This is a genomic window from Streptomyces boetiae (assembly GCF_031845405.1).
GTDB lineage: Bacteria > Actinomycetota > Actinomycetes > Streptomycetales > Streptomycetaceae > Streptomyces > Streptomyces boetiae.
The window spans coordinates 18,788-44,580 of the sequence record NZ_JAVREN010000029.1; the positions used below are offsets into that span (position 1 = coordinate 18,788).

Here is a 25,793-nt window from a genome sequence, read left to right on the forward strand (position 1 = left end):
CCTAGACTCGTGACCGTGCCACGTGGTGACGGAACCCTCAACCACGATCTCGACCCCGGTGAAAAGAGCCCGCGGGACGCATGCGGCGTCTTCGGAGTCTGGGCCCCGGGCGAGGAGGTCGCCAAGCTCACCTTCTTCGGACTCTACGCACTCCAGCACCGGGGGCAGGAGTCCGCCGGAATCGCCGTCAGCGACGGCGCCAAGATCCTGGTCTTCAAGGACATGGGCCTGGTCTCCCAGGTCTTCGACGAGGGCTCGCTGGGCTCCCTGACCGGCCACATCGCGGTCGGCCACACCCGGTACTCGACGACGGGCGCCCCCACCTGGGAGAACGCCCAGCCCACCTTCCGCGCCACCGGCCACGGCTCCATCGCCCTGGGCCACAACGGCAACCTGGTCAACACCGCGGAGCTGGCCGAGCTGGTCGCCGCCCTCCCCGGCTCCCGGGAGAACGCCCCGCGCCACCGCGCCACGGCCACCAACGACACCGACCTGGTGACCGCGCTGCTGGCCGGCCAGGCCGACGAGGAGACGGGCGAGCCCCTGACCGTGGAGCAGGCCGCGCTGCGCGTCCTGCCGCGTGTGCGGGGCGCGTTCAGCTTCGTCTTCATGGACGAGCACACGCTCTACGCCGCCCGCGACCCGCAGGGCATCCGCCCGCTGGTGCTGGGCCGCACGGAGCGCGGCTGGGTGATCGCCTCGGAGACCGCGGCCCTGGACATCGTCGGCGCCTCCGTGGTCCGCGAGATCGAGCCGGGCGAGATGGTGGCCGTGGACGCGAACGGCCTGCGTTCGCAACGGTTCGCCGAAGCGAATCCGCGCACCTGCGTCTTCGAGTACGTCTACCTCGCCCGCCCCGACACCGACATCAACGGCCGGAACGTCTACCTCTCCCGCGTGGAGATGGGCCGCCGCCTGGCCGCCGAGGCCCCGGCCGACGCCGACCTGGTGATACCGACCCCCGAGTCCGGCACCCCCGCCGCGATCGGCTACGCCGAGGCCAGCGGCATCCCCTACGGCTCAGGCCTGGTCAAGAACGCCTACGTGGGCCGGACGTTCATCCAGCCCAGCCAGACCATCCGGCAGCTCGGCATCCGCCTGAAGCTCAACCCGCTGCGCGAGGTCATCGCCGGCAAGCGCCTGATCGTCGTGGACGACTCCATCGTCCGGGGCAACACCCAGCGCGCCCTGGTCCGGATGCTCCGCGAGGCCGGCGCCGCCGAGGTCCACGTGCGGATCAGCTCCCCGCCCATCAAGTGGCCCTGCTTCTTCGGCATAGACTTCGCCACCCGCGCCGAGCTGATCGCCAACGGCCTGGGCGTGGCCGAGATCGGCGCCTCGCTGGGCGCGGACTCCCTCGCCTACATCTCGCTGGACGCCATGGTCGAGGCCACCACCATCGACAAGCAGAAGCTGTGCCGCGCCTGCTTCGACGGCGTCTACCCCATGGAGCTCCCCGACCCGGCCGTGCTCGGCAAGGACGTGCTGGAGCAGCCGGCGCCGGACGCCGCCCGGCGGTCCCTGCCGCTGCTGACCGGCGCCCCCGGCGGCGCGGACGCCCTGCGCCGCCCCTGAGCGCGCTCAAGGGCCCCAGCGCCCCCAGGCGGCCCGGGAGCCCCGAAAGACCCCACCGGACCCCGTTCCGGCCCCCGAAGAGACCCGAGAGACACCTGATGACCGAGAACGCGCCCGGTGCGCCCGGTGCCAGCTATGCGGCGGCGGGCGTCGACATCGAGGCGGGCGAGACCGCCGTCGAGCTGATGAAGGAGTGGGTGGCCAAGGCCCAGCGCCCCGAGAGCGTCGGCGGCCTCGGCGGCTTCGCCGGCCTCTTCGACGCCTCCGCCCTCACCCGGTACCGCCGCCCGCTGCTGGCCTCGGCCACCGACGGCGTGGGCACCAAGCTCGCCGTCGCCCAGCGTCTGGACGTGCACGACACCATCGGGCGCGACCTGGTCGCGATGGTCGTGGACGACCTGGTGGTCTGCGGCGCGGAGCCGCTGTTCCTGACCGACTACATCTGCGTCGGCAAGGTCCGCCCCGAGCGGGTCTCGGCCATCGTCAAGGGCATCGCGGAGGGCTGCGTGCTGGCCGGCTGCGCCCTGGTCGGCGGCGAGACGGCCGAGCACCCGGGGCTGCTGGGCCCCGACGAGTACGACGTGGCGGGCGCCGGCACCGGCGTGGTCGAGGCGGACGAACTGCTGGGCGCGGAGCGGGTCCGCCCGGGCGACGCGGTGCTGGCCCTGGCCTCGTCCGGGCTGCACTCCAACGGCTATTCGCTGGTGCGGCACGTGCTGCTGGAACGCGCGGGGTGGGCGCTGGAGCGGCGGGTGCCGGAGTTCGGCTCGACCCTGGGCGAGGAGCTGCTGATCCCGACCCGGATCTACGCCCTGGACTGCCTGGCGCTGATCCGCGCGGCCGAGGTGCACGCGTTCGCCCACGTCACCGGCGGGGGACTCGCTGCCAACCTCGCCCGGGTCGTTCCCGAGGGACTGCACGCCCGGGTGGACCGGCGGACCTGGACGCCCGGCCCGGTCTTCGGGCTGGTCGGGGAGGTGGGCCGGGTCGAGCGCGGCGAGCTGGAGCGCACGCTGAACATGGGCGTCGGCATGCTGGCGGTCGTCCCCCCCGAGGCGGTCCCGGCCGCGCTGGCGCTGCTGGCCGAGCGGGGCGTTCCCGCCTGGCGGGCGGGCGAGATCGTCCCGGCGGGGGAGGGCCTGCCCGGCGGCGCGGCCTCGCTGCACGGGGAGCACCCGGCCTGAGCCCGCGGGAACGGCCGGGTCCGGGCGCCGGGGAGGCGTCCGGACCCGGCGGAAGCGCGAAAACCCGGTCCGGCGGTGCCGGACCGGGTGGGTCGCCCGGGTCCTCGGCGCGCGGCGGGGCGCGGGGTCAGCGGCCCCGGCGCCGCGGCGAGGGGTCCGGGGACGAGGAGTCCTCGTCCTCCTCGTCCTCGTCGCTGTACATCTCCGCGTACCGTGAGTACAGGTCGTCGTCCAGCTCGTCGTCGTCCTCGGCCAGCTCGCCGTTCGGCGAGGTGTCCGGCGCCGCTGCTGCACCCAGCTCTTCGGCCAGGCGGGAGAGGTCCGTCCTGCCGCTGTTGTACTTCAGCTGGCGGGCGACCTTCGTCTGCTTGGCCTTGGCCCGGCCGCGCCCCATTGGCTCGACCCCCTCAACGACGGGGCACAACGGCCCCGGAGTGTTGACATCCGTTCATGATCGAGAGCGAGCCCTCGTAAGGGCCCGATCCATCGGCCTTCAACCGTACCTGCTTCCGCGGTCCTGCGGTACGCCGTCCGCAGGACCGGGCCGCCCGTACGGCGCCGGCTGACCATCTTCGTGCTGGTCAGCGGCGATTTTACCTTCTTTCGGTCCGCGACTCGCCCGAGGGGGGTGACAAGTCTTACGCAACCGTTCGTTCAGCCGTCCGCCGAGGCTCCCGCGGGGGCCCCGGCCGCCGCCGTCCCGGCCCCCTCCGCGGCGCGGGCCATCCGCTGCTCCGCGATCCGGTCGGCGGCCACCGCCGGCGGCACCCCGGAGGACTCGGCGTGCCGGAAGATCTCCAGCGCGGTGTCGTAGATCCCGGCCGCCTTTGCCTTCGCACGCGCGAAGTCGAAGCCGTGCAGCTCGTCCGCGACCTGGATGACGCCGCCGGAGTTCACCACGTAGTCGGGCGCGTAGAGGATGCCGCGGTCGGCCAGGTCCTTCTCCACGCCGGGGTGGTCGAGCTGGTTGTTGGCCCCGCCGCAGACGACGCTCGCGGTCAGCAGCGGCACGGTGGCGTCGTTCAGCGCCCCGCCCAGGGCGCACGGCGCGTAGATGTCGAGGCCGGGCGCGGAGATCAGCTCGCGGGTGCTGCCGAGGGCCGTCACCCCGGGGTGGTCGGCCAGCACGCGGCGAACGGCCTCCTCGCGCACGTCGGTGACCAGCACGCGGGCGCCGGCCTCCGTCAGCCGGCCCACCAGCAGCCTCCCGACCTTGCCGACCCCGGCGACCCCGACGGTCCGCCCGGCCAGGTCCGGGGTGCCCCAGCGGTGGGCGGCGGCGGCGCGCATGCCCTGGAAGACGCCGAAGGCGGTGAGCACCGAGGAGTCGCCCGCCCCGCCGTTCTCCGGGGAGCGGCCGGTGGTCCAGGGGCAGGCGCGGGCCACCACGTCCATGTCCGCCACGTAGGTGCCCACGTCGCAGGCGGTGACGTAACGGCCGCCCAGGCCCGCCACGAAACGGCCGTAGGCGAGGAGCAGTTCCTCGGTCTTCAGGCGCTCGGGGTCCCCGATGATCACGGCCTTGCCGCCGCCGTGGGCGAGGCCGGCCAGGGCGTTCTTGTAGCTCATGCCGCGGGCCAGGTTGAGGGCGTCGCGCAGCGCGGCCTCCTCGGGGGCCGCCTCGCCGGGGTAGGCGTGGAAGCGGGTGCCGCCGAGGGCGGGGCCCAGCGCGGTGGAGTGGATCGCGATCACGGCCTTGAGGCCGCTGCGCGGGTCCTGACAGAGGACGACCTGTTCGTGGCCGCCCTGGGCCGAGTGGAACAGTGATTCGATCACGCCGGTCACGGTGGTGACTCCTGTCGGTCGAACGTGGGTCGGGCGGGGTGACGCGGTGGCGCACCCGCCCGGTGCGCTCGCCTGGTGGGCGAGGGCAGTTGGCGCGGCGCCGGCGGCCGGGCCCCCTCGGGGGAGCGGCCCCGGCCGGTGCAAGAAGCGTACGGCGATCACGGGCCGGGGGGTGCCCCTAGTGCCCCGGGCTGACACGATCAGGGGGGAGCCGGCGGGAGGCCGGACGGCGACGAGCGGGAGGGTGGAGTGCCGAAGGTTCCCTACGCGGCGTATCTGAGGGTCTACGAGCCGCTGGCGGCCTTTCCGCAGCCCGAGCGGGAGCACTGGGCGGAGTACGCCCGCAGGGAGCGCCTGCCGACCGCCCAGGACGAGGCGCGGGACGCGCTGGCCGGCCTGGTGGGCATCCCGCCCCGGGTGGCCCCCGCGCGGGAGAGCGCGGACGCCTTCGTGGCCACGGTGGACGGGGTGCTGTGCGTCTGCCCCTGGCGGACCCGGCTGCGCTCGTGGATGGCCCTGGGGGAGGTGGGCCACTGGCTGATGCCGGAGGCCGTGGTGGACCTGGCGCTGCCGCCGGGGGTGCGGCGGCGGGCCGCGGCGGAGTACGCGGAGTGGCGCACCCGCAACCCCGACGCGCGGCCGTGGATCCGCTCGGCGCTGTGGCACGTTCCGGTGCGGTGGTTCGCGCTGTTCGCGGACGAGGAGCGGCAGTTCCGCAAGGCCGGGGAGACGGCGAACGGGGTGCCCTCCCTGCGGTACCGCACGCCGATGGTCCAGGCCAGGCGGCGGGTGGCGCGGGCGCTGCGCACGGCCAGGGAGGCGATGCCGCAGGGGCCGCTGACCGCGGCGCTGACGGACGTGGGCCGCTGGCTGGAGGAGTTCCACCCGCGTTCGCTGGTCGAACTGGACTACGGTGGGCTCATCTATACGATCTCTGAGGACCAGTTGGCGTCTGACCACTCCGTGGCGGACGTCGCCGAGGGGCTGGCCGCGCTCGCGGCGGGGGACGCCGAGCGCGCGAGCCGGCTCTACGAGGAGCTCACCGACCGGTGGATGACCGTACGGGAGCGGCAGTTCGCCAACTGAGCCCGCGGGACCTCCGTCCCGGGAAGCGAGGGACTAAAGCCCCTAAGGGGTCCCAAGAGGCCCAAGGGTGATGGATGGCACTGTATGGAACTCTTGCCAACAAGTAGTCTCCTCGTGTCAAAATAGGACAAGGAGTTCGCGGGGGTCCTTCCCCGGCGGGGCTGATGGTGAGTCATCACGCCATGACGGACCGTTACGGTCGAGTGACTGTCCGCTATGGCACGTTCCAGTCGGCTTCCGCCGAGGTTGAACACCTGAGAGGGCAATTCCATCGGTTTGGCCGACCCGGCTGGACGGATGGTGTAGTTGTAGTGCCGAGGACAAGCCGTTCGTCCTATAACCGACTCGACCCCCGTCTGCCATTTCGGGCAACGCGGGTGAAGGTGCAGAATTTAGAGGAAAGAACCGTGATGGTTCGGTTCTCCCGAGGAGGCCGCTCATGACCGCTCGCACCCCTGATGCCGAGCCGCTGCTGACCCCGGCTGAGGTTGCCACGATGTTCCGCGTCGACCCCAAAACGGTCACACGCTGGGCAAAGGCGGGCAAGCTCACGTCTATCCGTACGCTCGGCGGGCACCGCCGCTACCGCGAGGCGGAGGTCCGCGCGCTGCTCGCGGGCATCCCGCAGCAGCGTGGCGAGGCCTGAAGCACGACCGCACCACTACGCACCACTACGCACCACTACGCACCACCGCGCACCACCGCGCACCACTCACTCCGCGGCGGCGCCGGAGCCCCCACTCCGCGCCGTCCGACGAGATCGCGCCGGACTCCGCCGGGTCCGGCGCGATCCTTGTCTCCGCGCGTTGAGTCCCCCCGGGGCCCGGAAGCGGGCCGGTCGGCGGCCCGCCCCGCCGTGCAATTGCACATATTAAATTGGCGGTTCTCTCTACGGGGTCGAACGAGCTCAGCCCGCAACCAAGTTCAGTGACTCCCGTCACACGCCCCGGCTCTTGACCGGCCCGCCGTGCGTGGGGTAGAGTGCGGCCGACCCTGCCGCGCCGCTCCCGTCCTGACCCAGACCTACCCAACGCAGAAAGCCCGGACCCCCCGTGTGGGGTCCGGGCTTTGGCGCTGCGGTCCTGACGGGATTTGAACCCGCGGCCTCCACCTTGACAGGGTGGCGAGCACTCCAAACTGCTCCACAGGACCATCTGTGCGAGCGCGACTCTACCCCAGCCCCGGGCCGCCCGGCGAATCGCCGCCGGTGCCCCTACGAGGAGCCGGGCGGGGCCAGGGCGTCGATGGCCTTGACGATCCGCTTGTCCGAGACCGGGTAGGCCGTGCCCAGCGCGTGCGCGAAGTAGCTCACCCGCAACTCCTCGATCATCCACGGGATTTCGGCCGCCGCGGCCGGAACCCGCTTCGGCGGCGGGAACTGCTCCAGCAGCCAGGCGTACTCGTCCCGCATCTCGTGGATCTTCGCCATCCGCGCCCGGTCCCGCTCGGCCTGGTGCGGGAGTTGCTGCATCCGGCGGTCGGCCGCCGCGAGATATCGCAGCAGGTCCGGCAGCCGCCGCGCGCCGTGCGCGGTGACGAAGCCGGGGGCCACGAGGGCGTTCAGCTGCCCGCGCAGGTCCTCCCGGGCCGGGGCCAGGGCCGGGCTGGTCAGCCCCGCCAGCCGCCGCTCGCACGCCTGCCAGGCGGCCAGCACCTCGCGGACCTGCCGCACCAGCCGCAGCGTGAGGTCCGTGATGTCCGCGCGCACCGCGTCGAACAGCTTGCGGAACGCCTCCTCGTCCCAGGCCGGGCCGCCGTGCTCCGCGATCAACTGGTCGGCCGCGGCCGTCACGCAGTCCGCGAAAAGCGCCGCCACGCTGCCGTGCGGGCTGCTGGAGAGCGCCAGCTTGGCGGCGTTGTCCAGCCGCCGCTGCGCGAACCGGGCCGGGTCGGAGGGGAGTTGGAGCAGGACCAGGCGCCGCGTGCCCTCCCGCATGGCGCGCCGCTGCTCCTCCTCGGTGTCGCACAGCCGCACCGCCACGGACGCGCCCTCGTCCGCCAGCGCCGGGAACGCCCGTACCGGCTGCCCGCCGCGCCGCGTCTCGAAGGTCCGCGGCAGCGCGCCGATCGTCCACGAGGTCAGCCCGGAACGCTGCGGGATCTCCGCGGGCGAGGCGGCCGAGAAGGCGTCCTCCAGGGCCGCGCGGGCCCTCGGGCGCAGCCGCAGCCGCAGCGCGTCCAGGTCCTTGTCCTCGGCGTTCTCGGCGTTCCCGGCGTCCGTGCCGTCCGCCGCCGGCTTCCCGCGCCGCTCGTCCACCACCCGGAAGGTGATCCGCAGGTGCCCGGGCACCCGCGAGGCGTCGAAGTCCTCCGGCGCGATCCGCACGCCCGCCACCCCGGTCAGGAAGGCCGCGAGCGCGGCCGTCAGCGGGCGTTCCTCCGGCTCCGGCGTCTCGCGCAGGAACCGCTGGGCGAAGTTCGGCGCCGGGACGCAGTGCCGGCGCAGCGGCTTGGGCAACGACCGGATCAGCTCGGTCACCAACTGCTCGCGCAGTCCCGGGATCTGCCAGTCGAAGCCGTCGGCCGTCACCTGGTTGAGCACCTGGAGCGGCACGTGCACCGTCACGCCGTCCGCGTCCGCGCCGGGCTCGAACTGGTACGTCACGCGGAAGCTGAGCCGCCCCTGCCGCCAGGTGTCGGGGTAGTCGGCCTTGGTGACGGCGCCGGCCCGCTCGTTGATCAGCATCGACTTCTCGAAGCTGAGGAGGTCGGGCTCCTCCCGCCGCTTGCGCTTCCACCAGGAGTCGAAGTGGGCGCCGGAGACGATCTCCTCGGGCAGCCGCTGGTCGTAGAAGGCGTACAGCGTCTCGTCGTCCACCAGGATGTCGCGGCGCCGGGCGCGGTGCTCCAGCTCCTCGACCTCGGCCAGCAGCTTGCGGTTGTCGTGGAAGAACTGGTGCCGGGTGCGCCAGTCGCCCTCGACCAGGGCGTTGCGGATGAACAGGTCCCGGCAGGTGGCCGGGTCGACGCGGCCGTAGTTCACCTTGCGCTGGGCGACGATCGGCACGCCGTAGAGGGTGACGCGCTCGTAGGCCATCACGGCGGCCTGCCTCTGCTCCCAGTGCGGCTCGCTGTAGGTCCGCTTCACCAGGTGCCCGGCCAGCGGCTCGATCCACTCCGGCTCGATGCGGGCGTTGATCCGCGCCCACAGCCGGGAGGTCTCCACCAGCTCGGCCGACATCACCCAGCGCGGCTGCTTGCGGAAGAGGCCCGAACCGGGGAAGACGGCGAACTTCGCGCCGCGCGCGCCGAGATACTCGTGCTTCTCGGTGTCCTTCAGCCCGATGTGCGACAACAGGCCCGCCAGCAGCGATTGGTGGATGCGCGCGGGGTCGGGCTCCCGCTCCTCCTCGGCGTATTGGAGGCCCAGCGTCCGCGCCACCGAGCGCAGCTGCGCGAAGATGTCCTGCCACTCGCGTATCCGCAGGTAGTTGAGGAACTCGGCGCGGCACAGGCGGCGGAAGGCCGAGGAGGACAGCGCCCGCTGGCGTTCGCGGACGTACCTCCACAGCGCGAGCAGCGCGAGGAAGTCCGAGTCCTCGCCCGGCCCTTCGCGGAAGCGCGCGTGCTTGGCGTCCGCCTGCTGCTGCTTGTCCGCCGGGCGCTCCCGGGGGTCCTGGATGGACAGCGCGGCGGCGATGACCATCACCTCGCGGGCGCAGCCGTTGCGGTCGGCCTCCAGGACCATCCGGGCCAGCCGCGGGTCCACCGGGAGCTGCGCGAGCTTGCGGCCCACGGGGGTGAGGCCCTTGGCGTCCAGCGCGCCCAGCTCCTCCAGGAGCTGCACGCCGGCCTTCACCGAGCGGTGGTCGGGCGGGTCGATGAACGGGAAGCGCTCCACCGCGCCCAGGCCGGCCGCGTTCATCTGGAGGATCACCGAGGCCAGCGAGGTGCGCAGGATCTCGGCGTCGGTGAACTCGGGGCGGGAGAGGAAGTCCTCCTGCGAGTACAGCCGGATGCAGATGCCGTCGCTGGTGCGCCCGCAGCGGCCCTTGCGCTGGTTGGCGCTGGCCTGGGAGACGGGCTCGATGGGCAGGCGCTGGACCTTGGTGCGGTGGCTGTAGCGGGAGATGCGGGCGGTGCCCGGGTCGATGACGTACTTGATGCCGGGGACGGTCAGGGAGGTCTCGGCGACGTTGGTGGCCAGCACGACGCGGCGGCCGGGGTGCGGCTGGAAGACCCGCTGCTGCTCGGCGTGCGAGAGGCGCGCGAACAGCGGCAGGATCTCGGTGTGCCGCAGGCGGCGCTTCTCCAGGGCCTCGGCGGTGTCGCGGATCTCGCGCTCGCCGGAGAGGAAGACGAGGATGTCGCCGGGGCCCTCGGCCTGGAGCTCGTCCACGGCCTCGGCGATGGCGGTGACCTGGTCCCTGGCCTCCTCTTCCTCCGCCGCTTCCTCGTCCTCCGGCTCGCCGTCGCCGCCCGTGAGGGGCCGGTAGCGCACCTCCACCGGGTAGGTCCGCCCCGAGACCTCGACGACCGGGGCCGGGCGGCCCTCGCGGTCCGCGAAGTGCCGGGCGAAGCGCTCGGGGTCGATGGTGGCCGAGGTGATGACCACCTTCAGCTCGGGGCGGCGGGGCAGGAGCTGGGCGAGGTAGCCGAGCAGGAAGTCGATGTTCAGGCTGCGCTCGTGGGCCTCGTCGATGATCAGCGTGTCGTACCGGCGCAGCTCGCGGTCGTGCTGGATCTCGGCCAGCAGGATGCCGTCCGTCATCAGCTTCACCAGCGTGTCCTCGCCGGCCTGCTCGGTGAAACGCACCTGGTACCCCACCGCGCCGCCCAGCGGCGTGCCCAGCTCGTCCGCGACCCGCTGCGCGACGGTGCGCGCGGCGATCCGGCGCGGCTGGGTGTGCCCGATCAGGCCCTGGACGCCGCGGCCCAGCTCCAGGCAGATCTTGGGGAGCTGGGTCGTCTTGCCGGAGCCGGTCTCCCCGGCGACGATCACGACCTGGTGGTCGCGGATGGCCGCGGCGATCTCGTCCTTCTTGGCGCTGACCGGGAGCTGCTCGGGGTAGCGGACCGGCGGCACGGCGGCGCGGCGGCGCTCGACGCGGCCCTCGGCGGCCTCGATCGCCCCGGCGATCTCGGCCAGCACCGACTGCCGGGCCTCCGGCTTCCTGACCCGGCGGGCGCCCTCCAGACGCCGGCCCAGGCGCCGCTGGTCGGCCAGCATCAGGGCGGGCAGGCGCTCGGCCAGCCCGGCGGGCGAGAGGGGGGTGGGATGTGTGGACATACGCGTCCAAGGGTCTCACCTCGGCACCCGGGGCGGCGAGCCGATATCCCGCACGCGCGGCGCGGACGTTCTGCCCTCCTATGGTGTGCTTCGTGCGCCTTCCACCCCTTCACCCCCTTCGCGCCCCCCGCCTCCGCCCCTACCTCCCGGCCGTCGTCGTGGCGCTGATCGTCGCGGCGGCGGCCGGCCTCTTCGCCGGCTCCTACACGTACGCGGTCAAGTCCCCGACGCCGCACCGGGTGCCGGTGGCCGCGGTCGGCGAGGGGACGGGGCCGTTCCTGCGCACCCTGCACCAGCGGCTGGGCGCGGAGCTGGTCGTCCACCGCTACGCGCGCCGTCCACAGGCTGTGGACGCCGTCGAGGCGCAGCGGGTCTTCGCGATCGTCCGGGAGCGCGGGGACCGGGTGGACCTGGACCTGGCCTCGGCGGCCGGCGCCTCGGTGGCCGAGCTGCTGCGCTCCGACGCGCGCGCGGCGGCCCGTGCCCTGGGCGCCGACCTGCGCGTGCGCGACCTCAAGCCGCTGGAGCCGGGCGACCCGCGCGGCCTGTCCCTCTTCTACATCACCATCGCGGCCGTGATCGTCGGCTTCCTGGGCGCGGTCCAGCTCGCCGCCAACGCCCCCGGCCTGCGCCGCGGCGAACGCGTCGCCTGCACCGCCGCCTACGCGGCCCTCGGCGCCCTGGCCATCGTCGCGGCGGTGGACTGGGTCCTCGACGCCGTGCGCCTGCCGCTCCCGCTGTCCTGGGGAATCCTGGCGCTGACGATGTTCACCTCGGGCATGGTCTTCACGATGTTCAACGCCCTGGTGGGCCGCTGGGCCATCCTCCCCACCTGGGTCCTGATGGTGATGCTCGGCAACCCCTCCTCCGGCGGCGCCGTCTCCTGGCCCCTCCTCCCCTCCTTCCTGGGCACCATCGGCCGCTGGCTGCCCCCGGGCGCCTCGGTCAACGCCCAGCACACCGCCGTCTACTTCGGCGGCGACCTCCACCCCCAGCCCTACCTGGTCCTCACCGCCTGGTCCGCCGCCTGCTGCACCCTCTTCTGGACCCGCCGCCCCCGCACAGCACAAGACCCCGCCGGACACCGCCCGGCAGGGCCTTGAGCTTGATCATTCAGCTTTGAAGAGGTGGCTGGGGCCGGGGTCGAACCGGCGACCTTCCGCTTTTCAGGCGGACGCTCGTACCAACTGAGCTACCCAGCCGGAGCGGTCCTGACGGGATTTGAACCCGCGGCCTCCACCTTGACAGGGTGGCGAGCACTCCAAACTGCTCCACAGGACCTGGCTGATGTGCGACGCGCCGCAGTGCGGGCCGTTGTCGCTGGAGCAGCGTATCACGGCGGGGGGACGGCCCCGGCCGTGATACGGCGGCGGGGGAGGTCAGGGCGCGTCCGGCTGGTACATCGCCTGGATCACGGGGACGCCGACGTCGCGCAAGCCCTGCCGCGGGTCGCGTGGCTGCCGGGTCACCATGCGCCGCCGAAGGCGCGGGAGGCGGCGGTCCGGGGGAGGGGGCCGCTGGCCTCAGGGAAGGGGATGCCGGCGGGCCGGCCCCGGGGCGCCTCGTCCGGGGAGTGCGCCGTGGCGTTCGCGCCGGGGGCCGCGGCCAGGGCCGTGCCGCAGAGAACGGCCGCGGCCAGGCCGCCGCCGAGGAGGCGGGACAGACGCCCGGCGCGCCCTGGCGGGCGGCCGGGGCGGGGCGGTGCGAGGCCGGGGCGGGAGGGGGCGTGCGGCATGGCGGCTCCCCTTCGTCGGGGGAGGGCGGGTCAGCGGGGCGTTCCCGGCCGTCGAGTCGGGCGGGAACGGTGCATGCCGACCATCGTTCGAATGGCGAACGTCAGGGTGGGCGGTGGGGCGGTATCGGTTTCGGTCGCCGCGGGCGAACGAAGTGGTCGGAAGGCATCCGTTGGGCACCTGATGCGCCGCCTTCACGGCAGTTCGGCGCCAATACAGTACAATTTCCGACTTTTCGCATGGTGTGCCGCGGCCGAGGAAAGCCACCCACCGCGGAATGGCTCCGCGTCAGAAGAAGTGTGGAAGTGAGGTAAGTGTCATGTGGGTTGAGGACCTGACGACGACCGCTCGCGAGGCCGAGGCCGTGCACGCCCTCGTGGTCGAGGGAGAGGCGTCCCGGAGCGAGGGCCCGGGCTCCGCCCAGGGCGTCGCCCTCCTGCTGCTGGCCGCGGCGGCCCTGCTGTCGGCCAACCCCCGGAAGGAGGAGCCGCTGGAGGACGCCTTCGAGGGCATGGCCCAGAACCTTGCCTGCGCGGCGGCCTTCTAGGACTCCTTGATGTCGGTAGCACATCAGGCGGCGCTTGGTGCGGTCGAGTCGGCCGCCCAAGCGCTGGCCACCGAGCTGACGGCCGCTCTGCGGCCAGGACCCGCGGCGGCGTTCCGCCTGCGGGACTGCGTGTCCGACCGGGACCAGCAGGCGCGGACGCTGGGCGCGATCCGGGGCGCGGGCCCCGACGCGCTCGCGCCGTTCCTCCTGGCCGGACACCCCTTCGACGCCCTCGACGCCGACCTGGTGCGGGCCGCCGTCGCGGCCTTCCCCGCCCCGGCACCCCAGGCGCGCGACGCCGCGCTGTGGGCCGCCAGGGACGCCGCGCTGGTCCGGGTGCTGGCCCGGCTCGGCGTGGACGCCACCCGGTGGGACGGCCTGGCCGCCCAGGGCCCGGCCGCCCGGACCTCCGGCGGCGCCGCCCGGACCCCCGGCGGCGCGCAGGCAGCTCTCCCCGAGCCGCCGGACGTTCCGCACGAGGGCACGGGCAACGCCAAGGGCGCCTGGGTGAGATGGAGCGCGGGCCTCGTCCGGCTGGCGCCCCTGGCCCTGCCGCCCGTGGAGGGGCCGCAGCGCCGGCAGGTCCTCGCCCGGCGCGCCGACCTCGCCCGCGGCATGGCGCGCGCCCTGCTGCGCCGCGACCACCTCAGCGCCGCCCGCCTCGCCCGCTGGATCGCCCTGGACGCCGGGCGCGCCGCCCCGCCCGAGCCCCTGCTCGCGCCCGCGACGGACTACATCGCGGCCCTGGCGCCCGCCCAGCCCCGCGCCCTGCTTGAGCTCGCCATCGCCCACCGCCTCCTGGCGGGGGAGGGCGGCGAGCGGGACGGAGGAACGCCATGACCACCGTCGGCCCCGCCGCCGCGACCACCATCCGGCTGGCCCACCAGGTCAGCGACGCCGCCCTGGAGTGGCTGGGCCGGATGCGGACCTCCTTCGCCCTCCCCCGGGACGTGGCGGACCACGAGATCCCCGGCGACGGGCTGAAGTCCCTCAGCGAGCTGGCCCTGGCCGCGGGCACCGTGCTGCGCACCGCCGTCGCCGGCCCGCGCACCACGCAGACCGCCCAGGAGCTGATGGACTTCGCCTGGCGCGAGTTCCGCGGCGGCGACCTGCTCCACCAGCTCCAGCGCCACACCCCCGCCGCCACCCACCCCCGGGAGATCTACGGCCACTTCGCCGTCGCCGGATACCGGCACGAGGGCCTGGACACCCTGTGCGCCCGCCTGGACCGGCTGCGCGCCTCCCGGTACACCGAGCACGTTCCCAACCGCCGCCTCGCCGTGCTCGGCGCCTCCCGCCGGCTCGGCCTGCCCGACCCGCCGGACGCCGAGGAGCTGACCGCCCAGACCTGGCTCGGCGGACGCCCCGAGCCCTGGATGCTCGACACGAACAACGCCTACGGCGTCACTCACACCGTCTTCCACCTCACCGACTGGGGCGCCCGCCCCGAGGGCCTGCCCGCCGACCTCCAGGAGTACCTGGAGCAGTGGCTGCCCGTCTGGGTCGAGGTCTTCTCCGAGACCCGCTCCTGGGACCTGCTGGCCGAGTTCCTGATCGTGGACGTCTGCCTGGAACGCCCCCGCTTCTACGACCACGTCTGGGAGCGGCTGGCCGAGGCCCAGCGCGCCGACGGGATGGTGCCCAACGGCGTCACCCGCCCCCCGTCCGACCCCGAGCACGCCTTCCTCAACCACCACCACCCGACCATCGTGGCCGCGGTCGCCGGCTCCCTCACGGTGCTGCGCGCCCTCCAGACCGCGGTTCCGGGCGCCTCCCGGAGCGCGGGGTGACCAGCGGCGGGATCAACGGCGAGGCCACCGGCGGGACCGGCGGCGACGCCGGCCCGACCGAGCTGCTGAAGGAGGCGGCCGGCGGCCTGCTGGCCGGCCGCCACACCCCCGGGGTCATCGCCGCCCTGGTCCAGGGGCCCAACCAGGCCGTGCACGCGGCCGGACGGCTGAGCTGGGCGCGGGACGAGCCGGTCACCACCGACACGCCCTTCGCCCTCGGCTCGGTCACCAAGCCGTTCACCGCCCTGCTCCTGGCCGTGCTCGCCGAGCGCGGCGAGGTCTCCTACGACGACCCCGTCGAGGCCCACCTGCCGGCCGCCGCCGCGCCCCGCCGCGCCCCCGACCCGCCGGTGACCCTGCTGGACCTGGCCACGCACAGCGGCGGCCTGCCCCGCCGTCCGCGCGGCCTCTACCGGCGCGGCCTGCCCCAGTGGTTCACCGACCCCTACGGGTCCTACCGCATCTCCGACCTCTACCGCGACACCACCCGGCTGCGCCCCCGCCGCTCCCGCACCGTCCGGTACTCCACCTACGGGATGGGACTGCTCGGGCAGCTGCTGGCCAACGCCGCGGGCACGGACTACGCCTCCCTGCTCGCCGAGCGGGTGCTGCGCCCCCTGGGCATGGACGCCACGGGCATCCCCGGCACCCCGGCGCCCGGCGGAGCCGCCCGCCCCGCCACCGGGCACCGCCGCGGACGGGCCGTCCCCGCCTGGACGTTCGACGCCCTGGCCGGCGCGGGCGCGCTCTACTCCACCGGCCCCGACCTGCTGCGTTTCCTGCACGCCAACGTCCACCCCCACCTCACCACCCTGGCCGCCCCCCTGTCCGCCACCCACCAGCCGTACCACCCCTGGCCCCGCAGCCCGAACGACGTCAGCCTCGGCTGGTACCACCGGGTGGCCCGGGGCCGGACGCTGCTGTGGCACACCGGCGGCACGGGCGGCTTCACGGCGTTCGTCGGGTTCAGCCCGGACGCCAAGGCCGGGGCGGCCGTCGTCGCCAACGTCACCCCGACCCACGCCCAGCCCGTCGTCCGGGCGGGGCGGCGGCTGCTGCGCGCGGTCATCTTCTGAGACGGCCGCGCCGCCGGCGGAACCCGGAGGGGGGCGCGTCCGACTACTGACCCGGAGACCGGCCCGGGAGCACGCGAGAGCCGCGAGGCTGACGCCGGGCCGGACACACCGGAGGTGGCTCGGATGGGTGGTGCACGCGGCGCGCGCAAAAGGCGCGGACCCCGCGCGGCGGGGACGGGTCTGGCGCTGGCGCTGACGGCCGCGCTGACCGCCGCCTGCGGGGGAGGCTCCGGCAGCTCCGGAAGCGGCGGGGCCGACGGGGAGGAGGGCGGGGGCGGCCCCGTGAGGGTGGCGGCCTGCGAGGGCGCCGAGATCCGACTCCCCGCCCCCGCGAGCCGGATCGTCACCAGCGACGCCGCCGCCCTGGAGATCCTGCTCCGCCTCGGCGCCGGGGACCGCGTGATCGGCACCGGCTTCCCGCCCGCGCCCGGCGCCCTGCCCGCGGATCTCGACGCGCGCGCCCGGGACGTTCCCGTCCTCGGGGAGACCCTGATCGACCGCGAGACGCTGCTCGCCTCCGGCGCCGACGCCTACGTCGAGTCCTTCGTCCACTCCTCGGACGGCGGGGCGACCGGGCGTCCCACCGACGAGGAGTTCGCCGCCGCCGGCGTCACGCCCGTGCCCCTGCTGGCCACCGCCTGCGACCCGGCCGCCTCCGAGCGGCAGGACAACCTCACCCTCGTCGAGGAGGACATCCTGCGCCTGGGCACCCTCACCGGCACCGCAGAACGGGCCGCCGAGCTGATCGCGGAGATGGAGCAACGCCTCGCGCCCGTCCGGGCGTTCACCGCGGGCGTGCCGCAGGCCGAGCGCCCCGACTACTTCCTCTTCGACTACGACGCGGGCACCCGCCAGCCGATGGCCGTGTGCAACCGGCAGACCGGCCACGCCGTGATCACCGAGGCCGGGGCGCGGAACGTCTTCGCCTCCTGCGACGAGGCGTTCCGCCCCACCGGCTGGGAGGAGGTCGTCGCCGCCGACCCCGACTGGATCCAGCTCGCGGTCCGCGCCCGCGGCAGCGAGGCCGAGCGGGAGCAGGCGTTCGACGAGGCCGAGGAGTTCCTGCGCACCTTCGCCGGAACGCGGGACCTGGCCGCCGTCCGCGAGGGCCGCTTCCTGCGCATCGGCTCCGAGGAGACGACCCTCGCCGGGGTCCGCACGGCCGAGACGGCCCGCGAGATCGCGGAGGCGCTCTACCCGGGGCGCATCGACGGGGCGAACGAGGCCGACGGGTCAGCGGAGACCGGAGGGGAGGGGCGGTGAGCGGCGCGCCCGTGCCTGCGGCGGCCGTTCCCCCGGCCGTTCCCGGGCCCGGAGCCACCGCCGAGGTCGCGGCCGTCGCGCCGGACGGCCATGGCGGGGAACGCCGGGCCTGGCGCCGCCGGCGCGCGTTGCTGCCGGCCCTGGTGCTCGCCCTGGCGCTGCCCGTCGCCCTGACCGTGGCCGTCTCCCTCGGGGCCACCTCGATCCCGGCGGGCGAGGTGTGGTCCGTCGTCGGCCGCCGGCTCGCCGGGGAGCCCGCCAGGCCCGGCACCACCGACCTCGTCGTGTGGCAACTGCGCGTGCCGCGCGCCCTGTTGGCCGCCCTCGTCGGCGCCGGCCTGGCCCTGGCGGGAACGGCCGTCCAGGCCCTGGTCCGTAACCCCCTTGCCGATCCCTACCTGTTGGGCATCTCCTCCGGCGCCTCGTTCGGCGCCGTGGCCTACCTGGTGCTCGGCGCGGGCGCCGGGGGACTGCTCGGACTCGGCCTGACCTCCGCCGCGTTCGCCGGGGCGCTGCTCGCGTTCGGCCTGGTCTGGGGCATGACGGCGCTCGCGCGCGGCGGGGGCTTCGCGCCGCTGCGGCTGGTGCTGGCCGGGGTGGCGATCGGGCAGTTCCTCTCCGGCGTCACCAGCTACCTGGTGCTGCGGGCCGGGGACGCGCAGCAGGTGCAGGGCGTGCTGTTCTGGCTGATGGGCAGCCTCGGCGGCGCCACCTGGGACGACCTGGCGATGCCCGCGCTGACCGTCGCCGCCGCGCTGCTGTGGCTGCTGGCCCGCGCCCGGCCGCTGAACGCCCTCGCGCTCGGCGACGAGTCGGCGGCGGGGGCGGGCGTGCGGGTGGCCTGGCTGCGCCGCGAACTCTTCGTCGTCACCAGCCTGTTGACGGCCGCGCTGGTGGCGGTGGCCGGGGCGATCGCGTTCGTCGGGCTGATGGTCCCGCACGCCTGCCGCCTGCTGGTCGGCGGCGACCACCGCAGAACGCTGCCGCTGGCTGCGCTGGGCGGGGCGGTCCTGATGGTGGTGGTCGACGTGCTGTGCCGCACCGCCGTGGACGGCCAGGAGCTCCCGGCCGGGGTCGTCACCTCGGTCCTGGGCGCCCCCGCGCTGCTGTGGCTGCTGGGGCGCCGGTGAAGTGCGCTGCCCCCCGCGGGGGCACCAGCGGGCGACACGGCGCGGCGTCCGGGCCCCGGGCGGCGATGACGGCCCCGCCGTGCCGCGCGGGCGGAGGCGCGGGCACCGCCGCAGCGGACCCGGAGGAGGCGCGGTGAGCGACGCACATGCGGCTGCCGGGCCGCAGCCGACGACGACGGCCGCACCTTGCCGCGTGGGCGGAGAAGCGGACCATGGAGACACGGTGAGCGCCGCGGCCGGCGAGGTGCCGGTGCACGCTTCCCCGCCCGCCGGGTTCGGGGGGCTCGCGGGCCTCGCCGTCGAGGATCTGGACGTGCGGCTGGCCGGGCGGGCGGTCGTCTCCGGGGCCCGGCTGATCGCCCCGCCCGGCCGGCTGACCGGGCTGATCGGGCCCAACGGCAGCGGCAAGTCCAGCCTGCTGCGCGCCGTTTACCGACACCTGCGGCCCGCCGCCGGGCGCGTGCTGCTGGACGGCGAGGACCTGGGCGCGCTACCGCCCGCGCGCGCCGCCCGCCGGGTGGCCGCGCTGCCGCAGGAGCGCGGCGAGACCTCCGAGGCCTTCCAGCTCACCGTGCGGGAGGTCGTCGCGCTCGGCCGCGTGCCGCACCAGCGGGCGTTCGCCGCCGAGTCGGCCGCCGACCGGGCCGCGGTGGCCGGGGCGCTGGCCGAGACCGGGATGGGCTGGGCGGCGGACCGGCCGTTCGCCGCGCTCTCCGGCGGGGAGCGCCAACGCGTGCTGCTGGCGCGGGCCTTCGCCCAGGCCGCGGACGTTCTCGTGCTGGACGAGCCGACGAACCACCTCGACATCCGGCACCAGGTCGAGCTGTTGACCCTGCTGCGGCGCCAACGTCGCACCACACTGGCCGCGTTGCACGACCTGAACGCGGCGGCGGCCGTCTGCGACCGTCTGCACGTGCTGCGCGACGGGCGGCTGGTGGCCTCCGGCACGCCCCGCGAGGTGCTGCGCCCGGCACTGCTCGCCGAGGTCTTCGGGGTCTCCGCCACGGTGGTCGAACGCCCCGACGGCGGCGGCCCGTTGATCGCCTTCCACTACCCGCCCGACACTCCCGGAGAGGAACGTCCGTGACCGAGCCCGCGCATCAGCCGGCGAACGACAGGAGACCGGCCGGCCCCTGGATGCGGGCCGTGGCCGCGCTGGCGGTCCTCGCGCTCGTCTTCGCCGCGGCGTACGCGGTCGGCGCGGCCGTCGGGCCGGTGGCGCCTGACGGGCCCGCGCCGGGTGACTCCGGCGAGCCCGGCACGGGGAACTCAGGCGGGCATGGCCACGGCGACTGACGCGGGGCCCGCCGCCGCGCCCGCGCCTCACGCCGCCGCGCCGGGCGGCCCGCCCGGCGGGGGCCCCGCGCGTCTGGCCGCCGCCGCCCTGGCCGCCCCGGTGCTGCTGCTGGCCTCGGCGCCGCGGCTGGCGTTCACCGAGAAGCCCTGGCTGTGCTTCGTGCTCGCCGCGCAACTCGCGGTCTGGGGCGCTTGGCCCTGCTACCGGCGGCTGGCCGCCCGCGCTGCCCGCGCTGCCCGCGAGCCGGACGGCGGCGGCCCCCCGGCCTGGGCCGACGCGGCGGTGGCCGCGGCCGTGGCGGGGCCCTTCGGGTGGGCGGCGTTCACGCTGTTCCTGGGGCCCGGCCCGGAGGCGGGGCAGCGCGCCGCGACCGGCTGGCTCGGCGTGACCGCCGCCGCCGCGCTCCTGGCGCGCGCCCCCGCGGGCCCGGCGCCCTGGACCGGCGCGGTGGCGGCGGTGAGCGCCGGGTTCTGGGCCGGGGCGGGCGCGCGGCCGTGGACGGCCGTCGCCTCGGCCGCGCTGCTGCTGCTCGCCGCGGCGCGGCCCGGCCCGGGCGAACGCCGGGAGCGGCGGCTGGCGTTGGTGCTGCTCGCGGCGGTGACGGCCGTCGCGCTGACGGGCGCCGGGCTCCTGCTGCCCGCCGCGGGCTTCGCCGTGCTGTCGGGCGCGGCCCTGGCCGTGCTGCCCGGGGCGCCGGCGCCCCGGGTGCGGGCGGCGGCCTGCGCGACGGTGCTCGCGGTGCTCGCCGGGTGGGCCGCGATCGGCGCTGCGGGCACGCCCGCCCGCCCGGCCGTCGTGCAGGCCCGCGTCATGGTCCCGCTGCCGGGCAACGAGACCGGCACCTCGGCCTACTTCGACCTGCGCAACGACGGCGGCGCCGACGACGAGCTGACCGAGGCCCGCCCCGCGCCCGGGGACCTCCCGGCCGAAACCGAGGCGGCCCTCAGCGGCCCCGCCCCCCTCCCGGCCGGCGAGACCCTGCGCATGGCCCCCTGGACGGTCAACGTCCTCCTGGAGCCCGCCCCGCCCCTGCGCCCCGGCCAACGGGTCCGCTTCACCCTGGAGTTCCGCGACAGCCCATCCATCGAGGTGACGGCCGTGGCCTTCCACCCCCGCGACTGGTAGCCCCGCCCGGCCCGAGGCCCCTTGCCGGGGGCACCTGTCAAGGCGTTGCCCTGCGGGCGGCGTGCGCGCCCCCTGCGGGGCCCCGGCCCCTAGGGGCCGGGGCCCCACCCTCAGCCCCCGGCCCCCGGCTCGCGGTCCGTCGCCAGGAGGGTGAGCAGGGCCTCGCGGGCGCGGGCCACGCGGGAGCGGACCGTGCCGACGGGGCAGTCGGCCACCGTCGCGGCCTCCGCGTAGGAGAGGCCGAGGAGCTGGGTGAGGACGAACGCCTCGCGGCGCCGCGCGGGCAGCCGTTCCAGCAGCTCGGCCAGGGCCACGCCCTCCTCGAAGCCCGGCAGCCCGCGCGGCTGGGCCCGTTCCGCCGCGGCCTGCCAGTCCGCCAGGCCCGCGGGGCGCGGCCTCGCGGCCAGCGCGCGCAGGTGGTCGACGACCGTCCGGCGCGCGATGGTCAGCAGCCAGGTGCGCGCCGTCGCGCGCCCCTCGAAGCGCGGCAGCGAGCGCAGCGCCCGCAGGTACGTCTCCTGCACCAGGTCCTCGGCGGCCCGGTCGTCGCCCGCGAGGTGAACGACGTACCGGCGCACGTCCGGCCGCGTGGCGCGGACGAAGCGGTTGAGCGCCGCCTCGTCCCCGTCCCGGGCCAGCAGCGCCCAGCCGGTCACCTCCCGGTCGGCGCGGCCCCGCTCCTCGCGGCCCCGCCGACGGCGGTCCGCCTCGCGGCCGTCCGCCTCAGGCCGGTCGGCCCAACGTGTCTCACGCGTCGGGGATGATAGGCGCATGCCCTGCCCCCGTTTCCGTGACGCGATCTCCGCCCGCGCCGACGGCGAGGACCTGCCCCCGGGCATCTCCGGGCGGCAGCTCGACGCTCATCTCGCGGGCTGCGAGGCCTGCCGGGAGTGGCAGCGCCGGGTCGGCGAACTGCGGGACCTGACCGACCGGTTGCGGAAGGCCGAGGGGGAGGTGCGGGGCGGCGGAACGCCAACGCCCCTGCCCCAGTGGGAAGACGGCGGCGCGCGGGACGCCGCCCGTTGACACACTCATGCCGTGAGTCCTCATCTGCTGGGAAATCCGGTGTCCTTGCGCGAGAACCGGACCCCGCGGCGGCCCCCGGGAGGGGACCACGGCATGGACGAGGAGGAAGGGCCGCAGCGCCGGAACGCCCGGCGGCTGCGGCGCCGCGTCGATCCGTGGCGGCGCGGCGACGGCCGGGGCGGGCCGCAACAGCCGCCGCAGCGGCGTGAACACCCGGGCGTCCGCGGCCCAGGCCAGGCGGAACGCGGCCCGCTCGCCGTGGCTGAGCCACACCGCCCCGGCCAGCGCGACCAGCAGGTGCGCGGCCAGCATCCCGGCCCCGTGCCCGCCGTGCCCCAGGCCGTGGCCGGTCAACGCGGCGTCCGCGGCGGCCCCGTGCGCGTGATGGGCCACGTCCAGCCCGGCCGCCCGCACCACGCGCAGCGCCTCGGCGTCGCCCGCCGGGTCCCGCCCGCAGAGCAACGCCCGCGCCAGCGCCCGGACTCCGGCCGCGCCGGACGCGCCGCCCCCGCCCCCCGCGCGGAACTGCCCCAGGGTGAACGCCACGTGCAGCGCCGCCTGAACGCCCACGGCCCCGGCGCCCACCGCCACCCGCCCGCGCTCGCGGCCCGCCGCGCACCAGGCGGCCAGCGCCACCGGCACGAGCGCGAGGGCAACGACGGTGCCCGGGACGGGCGTTGCGGACATCTCGGCATGGCCGAGGGCGGCGAGCAGCACGCACACGCCCGCGAACACCCCGGCCCGCAGGGCCCGGACGCCGGGCCCGCCCGCGCTCACGACGCCCCGGCGCTCAGGCCGTCAGGGCCCGCTCGAAGGCCCGGCGGGTGCGCCCCGCCGGGTCGAGCACCGCGAACGTCACCTGCCGGAACGCCCCCGCGAACTCGCCGCCCGCGCCCAGCAGCCCGGCGAACTGCCCGGCCACGTCGGCCGGTTCGTTGCCGAAGACGCCGCAGCCCCACGCGCCGAGCACCAGGTGCGTCACGCCGTGCCGGGCCGCGACCGCCAGCACGCCGCGCGCCCGCCGGGCGAAGACGCCGGGCAACAGGCCGGTCTCGCCCGGCCGTTCGCGCTCGATCACGCGCCGGTTGGGCGCGGCGGAGGTGAGGAAGGACACGGGCACCGGCGCGGGCAGCCAGCCGCCTTCCTCGTCCCGGTACACCGGCACCCCCGGGGACCAGATCACCCGGTCGCTGTAGAAGGGGTCGCCCTGGGCGCGGTGGAAGGCGTAGAACTCCGGGCAGCGCGCCAGCGCGTCGTACAGCGCCCCGGCCCGCGCCAGGTCCTCCTCCTGCGCGACGGTGCCGCGGACCACGCCGCCGCCGGGGTTGCGGGCTGAGGCGAAGTTGAGGGCGGCCACGTGCCCGGCCCCGGCCCCGGCCAGCCGCCGGGCGGCCACCAGCGTGCTCTCGCCGGTCACCTCCACCGGCCCGCCGGACCCGCCGGCGGGCGCGGGCAGCCCCGCCAGCTCCTCCGGCGCGTACAGCCGGGTTCCCTCGCGCATCTCCCGGAGCGGGTCCCCGAGTTCGACCCGGCGGCCGTCATGGTCGTACCACCCGCGCTCGAACGCGGCACGGGTCTCGTCGAACCACCGGCGCATGCTCTCCGAACCGCTCACCCACCCGACCCTACCCGCCCCCCTCCGCCCCGCTTCGCCCACCTTCCGCCCTCCCCCCCGTCCGGGTCGCGCCGCGGGCCCGCGGCGCCCTGATGGGTGAACGCGGCCCAGTGCCGCACCTCGTGTTCTCCTCGGTCAACGGGCCCTCCCGGGGCGGTGGTCGACGGTCAGTGCGGGGCGGGCGGGAGCAGGGGCCACTGGGCGGACAGGCGCATCGCCGCCTCCGTGACGGCCGGGTCGCGGGCGCCGGCGGCCAGGCCGTCGACGTAGGCGTGCGCCGCCGCCTCGTACAGGTCCTCCACCTCGCGCAGCGCCGCGTCCACGCCCTCCCGCCGGGCGCGGGTCTCGGCCGGGTGTGCGCCCGCCAGCCCCGCCGCGCGGCCCGCCGCCCGGCGGGCCCCGGCCTCCGCGGCGCCCAGCCGCGTGCGTTCGTCCGCGGCGCCGCGCAGGGCCGCCACGTACGGGTGGGCGACGCCCAGGCCCAGCAGGAAGGCGATGCCGCCCGACAGCAGCAGGAGGACCACGAACAGCAGGCTCATCGTCCCCTCGGAGATACCCAGTTCGGCCAGGACGCTCTCGCCCCGCAGCAACTCCGGGTCCACCACGTCGCGGTAGCGCTCGGGCACCTCCAGGTCGCGCTCCTCCGCCAGCAGGCTGGTCCGCAGCCGGCCCAGCACCCAGCAGGCCGCGGCCCACGCACCGACCAGCGCCCAGGCCGGCAGGGTGAGGGCGCGCGGGGCGCCGGTGGCGGAACGGCCGCGCAGCAGGCGGCCGAGCAGGTGCGGCACCACGATCATCACCGTGCCGACGGCGAAGGTGAAGGTGGCGGTGAGCAGGTTGGACGCCGGGTCCCCCGTGCCGTGCATCCGTCGGAACACCGACCAGTAGATGGGGAGTTCGACCAGGGCCAGGCAGGCCAGCAGGGCGAGCATCGCGCCGCGCGAGACGGTCGCCCCCGCGTCGCCCTCCCACGCCGTCCGCTCCGCCGCGCGTACGGCCGGGTCCGCGCCCGGGTCGGCGTCGGGGTCGGCCACCTGCGCCAGCCCCTCCGAGGGCCAGCCCCCGTCCGGCGCGGGCCTCCGGGCGCGCCGCTGGGCCACCCAGCGGGACAGCGCGTCCCGCAGCTGCCTTCGCCGCGCCTCGTGGGCCGCGAGGCGGTCGAGCTGGCCGGTGGTCGCGGCCACCCGCGCCTCGGCCTCCTCGCGGGCGGCGGCCCCGGCCCGCTGCTCGGCCGCCGCCGACTCGGCCTCGGCCTGGGCGAGTTGGGCCGCGCGCTCGGCTGCGCTCTGCTCGGCGGCGGCCCGCACCCGCACGTGCTGGCGCACCTGGTCGCGCTCCGAGGCCAGCGCCGCCAGCCGGGGCGGGCGGCCCTCCCCGTGCAGGACCCACGCCTCGTACTGCCCGCGCCGGGCGGCCCGCTTGCCCTCCCGGCGGCACCGGTCGAGGAACGCGGAACGCCCGGGGCCGGGGCCGCCGGCCCCGGCCAGGCCGCCGACGTCCGGGGCGGGCCGGGGCGCGGCCCGGCCGGAGGGCGTGGCGCGCCGCCCGAAGCGGGGGTTCCGCCCGCCGCCCGGGTCACTGGCGGTATGCGAGGTCGACATCGGCCTCCCCCCGCTCCTGGAGCAACTCCCGCCAGAAGGCGTCGAAGTCGTCGTACGCCGCCGGGTCGTCGCTGTACCGCATGCCGTACCCGGCCGGGTACACGACCGTGCCCGCTGGGAGTTGGGGCAGGCGCCCGTCGGCGGCCAGCCCGTCCATGGCCTCGGCGCGGGCCTCGGGCGTCGACAGGTCGGTGCTTCCCAGCACGAACGAGGCGTCGTGCTGCGCGAAGTCGCTGACCACCAGCACGTGGTACGCCTCGGCGTCCGCCGGGGCTGCGTCCGCGACGCGGGCCAGGGCTCCGAGCACGTCCGAGCCGGGGTCCCTCTCCTGGGCGCAGTCCAGCAGCCTTTCGGCCTGCTCCATGGCGATCACCCGGCGGACCTCCCGGAGTTGGTCCCGGTCGTCGGTGGAGTCGGCGTCCGGGTCCATCTCGAGTTCGGGTTCCTGGCACTCGGAGCCCTGCGAGGCCGCGGTGATCGGGGCGAACGCCAGCGTGCGGCACTCGCGTTCGGCGAGGAAGTCGGGCAGCGCGGTCCGCAGCTTCTCCCGGCCGTCGAAGCCCTCGGGGGCGGCTGCGGCCGAGCCGGAGCCGTCCACCAGGACGGCGCAGGCGGCCGTGTACCGCTCGGGCCCGCGCAGGCCCAGGGCCTCGGAGAGCCCGCAGGCCGTGGTGGCGGCGCCGAGCAGGGCCAGGGCGAGCAGTCCGCCCGCCGTCCGCGTGCGTGCCAT

The 25,793-nt window shown here is 76.0% G+C and carries 23 protein-coding genes and 3 tRNA genes; 15 read left to right on the forward strand and 11 right to left on the reverse strand.

The genetic code is table 11. From position 1 onward, the window contains the following. The first annotated feature begins 15 nt into the window (after positions 1-15). A complete protein-coding gene (gene purF, locus RM780_RS18775; RefSeq protein WP_311631940.1) occupies positions 16-1,575 on the forward strand; it encodes an amidophosphoribosyltransferase in 1,560 nt (519 codons plus the stop codon). 98 nt (positions 1,576-1,673) lie between these two features. Further along, positions 1,674-2,759 carry a phosphoribosylformylglycinamidine cyclo-ligase gene (purM, locus tag RM780_RS18780; RefSeq protein WP_311631941.1) on the forward strand — a complete coding sequence of 362 codons (1,086 nt, stop codon included), beginning with the start codon at positions 1,674-1,676 and terminating at the stop codon, positions 2,757-2,759. A 127-nt stretch (positions 2,760-2,886) separates the two neighbouring features. Here purM and RM780_RS18785 read toward each other — a convergent pair whose 3' ends face one another. Beyond that, positions 2,887-3,153 carry a DUF3073 family protein gene (locus tag RM780_RS18785; protein WP_311631942.1) on the reverse strand — a complete coding sequence of 89 codons (267 nt, stop codon included), beginning with the start codon at positions 3,151-3,153 and terminating at the stop codon, positions 2,887-2,889. A gap of 260 nt (positions 3,154-3,413) precedes the next feature. Further along, positions 3,414-4,544 carry a Leu/Phe/Val dehydrogenase gene (locus tag RM780_RS18790; RefSeq protein ID WP_394813013.1) on the reverse strand — a complete coding sequence of 377 codons (1,131 nt, stop codon included), beginning with the start codon at positions 4,542-4,544 and terminating at the stop codon, positions 3,414-3,416. Positions 4,545-4,793: 249 nt separating this feature from the next. Between RM780_RS18790 and RM780_RS18795 the strand changes: the two genes are divergently transcribed. Both RM780_RS18795 and bldC read left to right on the forward strand, forming a co-directional pair. After that, complete coding sequence (locus tag RM780_RS18795; RefSeq protein ID WP_311631944.1) at positions 4,794-5,630, forward strand: hypothetical protein; 837 nt, start codon at positions 4,794-4,796, stop codon at positions 5,628-5,630. 439 nt (positions 5,631-6,069) lie between these two features. Then, positions 6,070-6,276 (forward strand): developmental transcriptional regulator BldC, encoded by a 207-nt coding sequence (gene bldC, locus RM780_RS18800; protein ID WP_019431930.1) that lies wholly within the window; start codon positions 6,070-6,072, stop codon positions 6,274-6,276. Between the two features lie 431 nt (positions 6,277-6,707). On the opposite strand, the gene RM780_RS18805 is transcribed toward bldC, so the two are convergent. Together RM780_RS18805 and hrpA are read right to left on the reverse strand one after the other, a co-directional pair. Then, positions 6,708-6,782 (reverse strand) — tRNA-Asp (locus RM780_RS18805). Between the two features lie 61 nt (positions 6,783-6,843). Further along, the gene (gene hrpA / locus RM780_RS18810) at positions 6,844-10,860 is read right to left on the reverse strand and encodes an ATP-dependent RNA helicase HrpA (protein WP_311631945.1); all 4,017 of its coding nucleotides are present in this window, start codon (positions 10,858-10,860) and stop codon (positions 6,844-6,846) included. 80 nt (positions 10,861-10,940) lie between these two features. Between hrpA and RM780_RS18815 the strand changes: the two genes are divergently transcribed. Beyond that, positions 10,941-11,963 (forward strand): ABC-2 transporter permease, encoded by a 1,023-nt coding sequence (locus RM780_RS18815; protein ID WP_394813014.1) that lies wholly within the window; start codon positions 10,941-10,943, stop codon positions 11,961-11,963. Positions 11,964-11,988: 25 nt separating this feature from the next. Here RM780_RS18815 and RM780_RS18820 read toward each other — a convergent pair. From RM780_RS18820 to RM780_RS18830, 3 genes are all read right to left on the reverse strand, one after another. Next, positions 11,989-12,062, reverse strand: a tRNA-Phe gene (locus RM780_RS18820). 4 nt (positions 12,063-12,066) lie between these two features. Then, a tRNA-Asp gene (locus RM780_RS18825) sits at positions 12,067-12,141 on the reverse strand. 184 nt (positions 12,142-12,325) lie between these two features. After that, complete coding sequence (locus RM780_RS18830; RefSeq protein WP_311631947.1) at positions 12,326-12,595, reverse strand: hypothetical protein; 270 nt, start codon at positions 12,593-12,595, stop codon at positions 12,326-12,328. A gap of 317 nt (positions 12,596-12,912) precedes the next feature. On the opposite strand from RM780_RS18830, the gene RM780_RS18835 reads away from it, so the two are divergent. From RM780_RS18835 to RM780_RS18875, 9 genes are all read left to right on the forward strand, one after another. Next, positions 12,913-13,140: a hypothetical protein gene (locus RM780_RS18835; RefSeq protein ID WP_311631948.1), complete on the forward strand. Its 228-nt coding sequence runs from the start codon at positions 12,913-12,915 to the stop codon at positions 13,138-13,140. A gap of 9 nt (positions 13,141-13,149) precedes the next feature. After that, positions 13,150-13,980 carry a hypothetical protein gene (locus tag RM780_RS18840; RefSeq protein ID WP_311631949.1) on the forward strand — a complete coding sequence of 277 codons (831 nt, stop codon included), beginning with the start codon at positions 13,150-13,152 and terminating at the stop codon, positions 13,978-13,980. Continuing rightward, positions 13,977-14,930: a DUF6895 family protein gene (locus tag RM780_RS18845; RefSeq protein WP_311631951.1), complete on the forward strand. Its 954-nt coding sequence runs from the start codon at positions 13,977-13,979 to the stop codon at positions 14,928-14,930. Before RM780_RS18840 ends, RM780_RS18845 begins: the two co-directional genes overlap by 4 nt. After that, complete coding sequence (locus RM780_RS18850) at positions 14,927-16,006, forward strand: serine hydrolase domain-containing protein (protein ID WP_311631952.1); 1,080 nt, start codon at positions 14,927-14,929, stop codon at positions 16,004-16,006. Before RM780_RS18845 ends, RM780_RS18850 begins: the two co-directional genes overlap by 4 nt. Before the next feature lie 123 nt (positions 16,007-16,129). Next, on the forward strand, positions 16,130-17,269 hold the full coding sequence (locus RM780_RS18855) for an ABC transporter substrate-binding protein (protein WP_311631953.1): 1,140 nt from the start codon (positions 16,130-16,132) through the stop codon (positions 17,267-17,269). A 128-nt stretch (positions 17,270-17,397) separates the two neighbouring features. After that, positions 17,398-18,399, forward strand: a complete 1,002-nt coding sequence (locus RM780_RS18860; protein ID WP_311631990.1) for a FecCD family ABC transporter permease — start codon at positions 17,398-17,400, stop codon at positions 18,397-18,399. 250 nt (positions 18,400-18,649) lie between these two features. Further along, positions 18,650-19,486 carry an ABC transporter ATP-binding protein gene (locus RM780_RS18865; RefSeq protein ID WP_394813016.1) on the forward strand — a complete coding sequence of 279 codons (837 nt, stop codon included), beginning with the start codon at positions 18,650-18,652 and terminating at the stop codon, positions 19,484-19,486. Then, complete coding sequence (locus RM780_RS18870; protein ID WP_311631954.1) at positions 19,483-19,695, forward strand: hypothetical protein; 213 nt, start codon at positions 19,483-19,485, stop codon at positions 19,693-19,695. The genes RM780_RS18865 and RM780_RS18870 overlap by 4 nt, the downstream gene beginning before the upstream one ends. Further along, positions 19,679-20,821, forward strand: a complete 1,143-nt coding sequence (locus RM780_RS18875) for a copper chaperone PCu(A)C (protein WP_311631955.1) — start codon at positions 19,679-19,681, stop codon at positions 20,819-20,821. The genes RM780_RS18870 and RM780_RS18875 overlap by 17 nt, the downstream gene beginning before the upstream one ends. Before the next feature lie 110 nt (positions 20,822-20,931). Here RM780_RS18875 and RM780_RS18880 read toward each other — a convergent pair whose 3' ends face one another. After that, positions 20,932-21,594 carry a sigma-70 family RNA polymerase sigma factor gene (locus RM780_RS18880; RefSeq protein WP_311631956.1) on the reverse strand — a complete coding sequence of 221 codons (663 nt, stop codon included), beginning with the start codon at positions 21,592-21,594 and terminating at the stop codon, positions 20,932-20,934. On the opposite strand from RM780_RS18880, the gene RM780_RS18885 reads away from it, so the two are divergent. Beyond that, positions 21,593-21,847 carry a zf-HC2 domain-containing protein gene (locus RM780_RS18885; protein ID WP_311631958.1) on the forward strand — a complete coding sequence of 85 codons (255 nt, stop codon included), beginning with the start codon at positions 21,593-21,595 and terminating at the stop codon, positions 21,845-21,847. The two genes, RM780_RS18880 and RM780_RS18885, sit on opposite strands and share 2 nt — an antisense overlap. Positions 21,848-22,637: 790 nt before the next feature. Here the strand turns inward: RM780_RS18885 and RM780_RS18890 are convergent. The 3 genes from RM780_RS18890 to RM780_RS18900 all read right to left on the reverse strand — a co-directional run bounded on the left by RM780_RS18890 (position 22,638) and on the right by RM780_RS18900 (position 25,793). Continuing rightward, positions 22,638-23,462 carry a TIGR02452 family protein gene (locus RM780_RS18890; protein ID WP_311631959.1) on the reverse strand — a complete coding sequence of 275 codons (825 nt, stop codon included), beginning with the start codon at positions 23,460-23,462 and terminating at the stop codon, positions 22,638-22,640. A gap of 167 nt (positions 23,463-23,629) precedes the next feature. Then, the gene (locus RM780_RS18895; RefSeq protein WP_311631960.1) at positions 23,630-25,063 is read right to left on the reverse strand and encodes a hypothetical protein; all 1,434 of its coding nucleotides are present in this window, start codon (positions 25,061-25,063) and stop codon (positions 23,630-23,632) included. Beyond that, the gene (locus RM780_RS18900) at positions 25,038-25,793 is read right to left on the reverse strand and encodes a hypothetical protein (RefSeq protein ID WP_311631961.1); all 756 of its coding nucleotides are present in this window, start codon (positions 25,791-25,793) and stop codon (positions 25,038-25,040) included. The genes RM780_RS18895 and RM780_RS18900 overlap by 26 nt, the downstream gene beginning before the upstream one ends.

Excerpts from the sequence above, each read along its gene's own strand:
- RM780_RS18895 (WP_311631960.1), bottom strand. The coding sequence starts at position 25,063 with ATGTCGACCTCGCATACCGCCAGTGACCCGGGCGGCGGGCGGAACCCC.
- RM780_RS18855 (WP_311631953.1), top strand. The coding sequence starts at position 16,130 with ATGGGTGGTGCACGCGGCGCGCGCAAAAGGCGCGGACCCCGCGCGGCG.
- hrpA (WP_311631945.1), bottom strand. The coding sequence starts at position 10,860 with ATGTCCACACATCCCACCCCCCTCTCGCCCGCCGGGCTGGCCGAGCGC.
- RM780_RS18835 (WP_311631948.1), top strand. The coding sequence starts at position 12,913 with ATGTGGGTTGAGGACCTGACGACGACCGCTCGCGAGGCCGAGGCCGTG.
- RM780_RS18885 (WP_311631958.1), top strand. The coding sequence starts at position 21,593 with ATGCCCTGCCCCCGTTTCCGTGACGCGATCTCCGCCCGCGCCGACGGC.
- RM780_RS18880 (WP_311631956.1), bottom strand. The coding sequence starts at position 21,594 with ATGCGCCTATCATCCCCGACGCGTGAGACACGTTGGGCCGACCGGCCT.
- RM780_RS18845 (WP_311631951.1), top strand. The coding sequence starts at position 13,977 with ATGACCACCGTCGGCCCCGCCGCCGCGACCACCATCCGGCTGGCCCAC.
- RM780_RS18875 (WP_311631955.1), top strand. The coding sequence starts at position 19,679 with ATGGCCACGGCGACTGACGCGGGGCCCGCCGCCGCGCCCGCGCCTCAC.
- RM780_RS18815 (WP_394813014.1), top strand. The coding sequence starts at position 10,941 with ATGGTGTGCTTCGTGCGCCTTCCACCCCTTCACCCCCTTCGCGCCCCC.
- RM780_RS18900 (WP_311631961.1), bottom strand. The coding sequence starts at position 25,793 with ATGGCACGCACGCGGACGGCGGGCGGACTGCTCGCCCTGGCCCTGCTC.
- bldC (WP_019431930.1), top strand. The coding sequence starts at position 6,070 with ATGACCGCTCGCACCCCTGATGCCGAGCCGCTGCTGACCCCGGCTGAG.
- purM (WP_311631941.1), top strand. The coding sequence starts at position 1,674 with ATGACCGAGAACGCGCCCGGTGCGCCCGGTGCCAGCTATGCGGCGGCG.
- RM780_RS18830 (WP_311631947.1), bottom strand. The coding sequence starts at position 12,595 with ATGCCGCACGCCCCCTCCCGCCCCGGCCTCGCACCGCCCCGCCCCGGC.
- RM780_RS18785 (WP_311631942.1), bottom strand. The coding sequence starts at position 3,153 with ATGGGGCGCGGCCGGGCCAAGGCCAAGCAGACGAAGGTCGCCCGCCAG.
- RM780_RS18840 (WP_311631949.1), top strand. The coding sequence starts at position 13,150 with ATGTCGGTAGCACATCAGGCGGCGCTTGGTGCGGTCGAGTCGGCCGCC.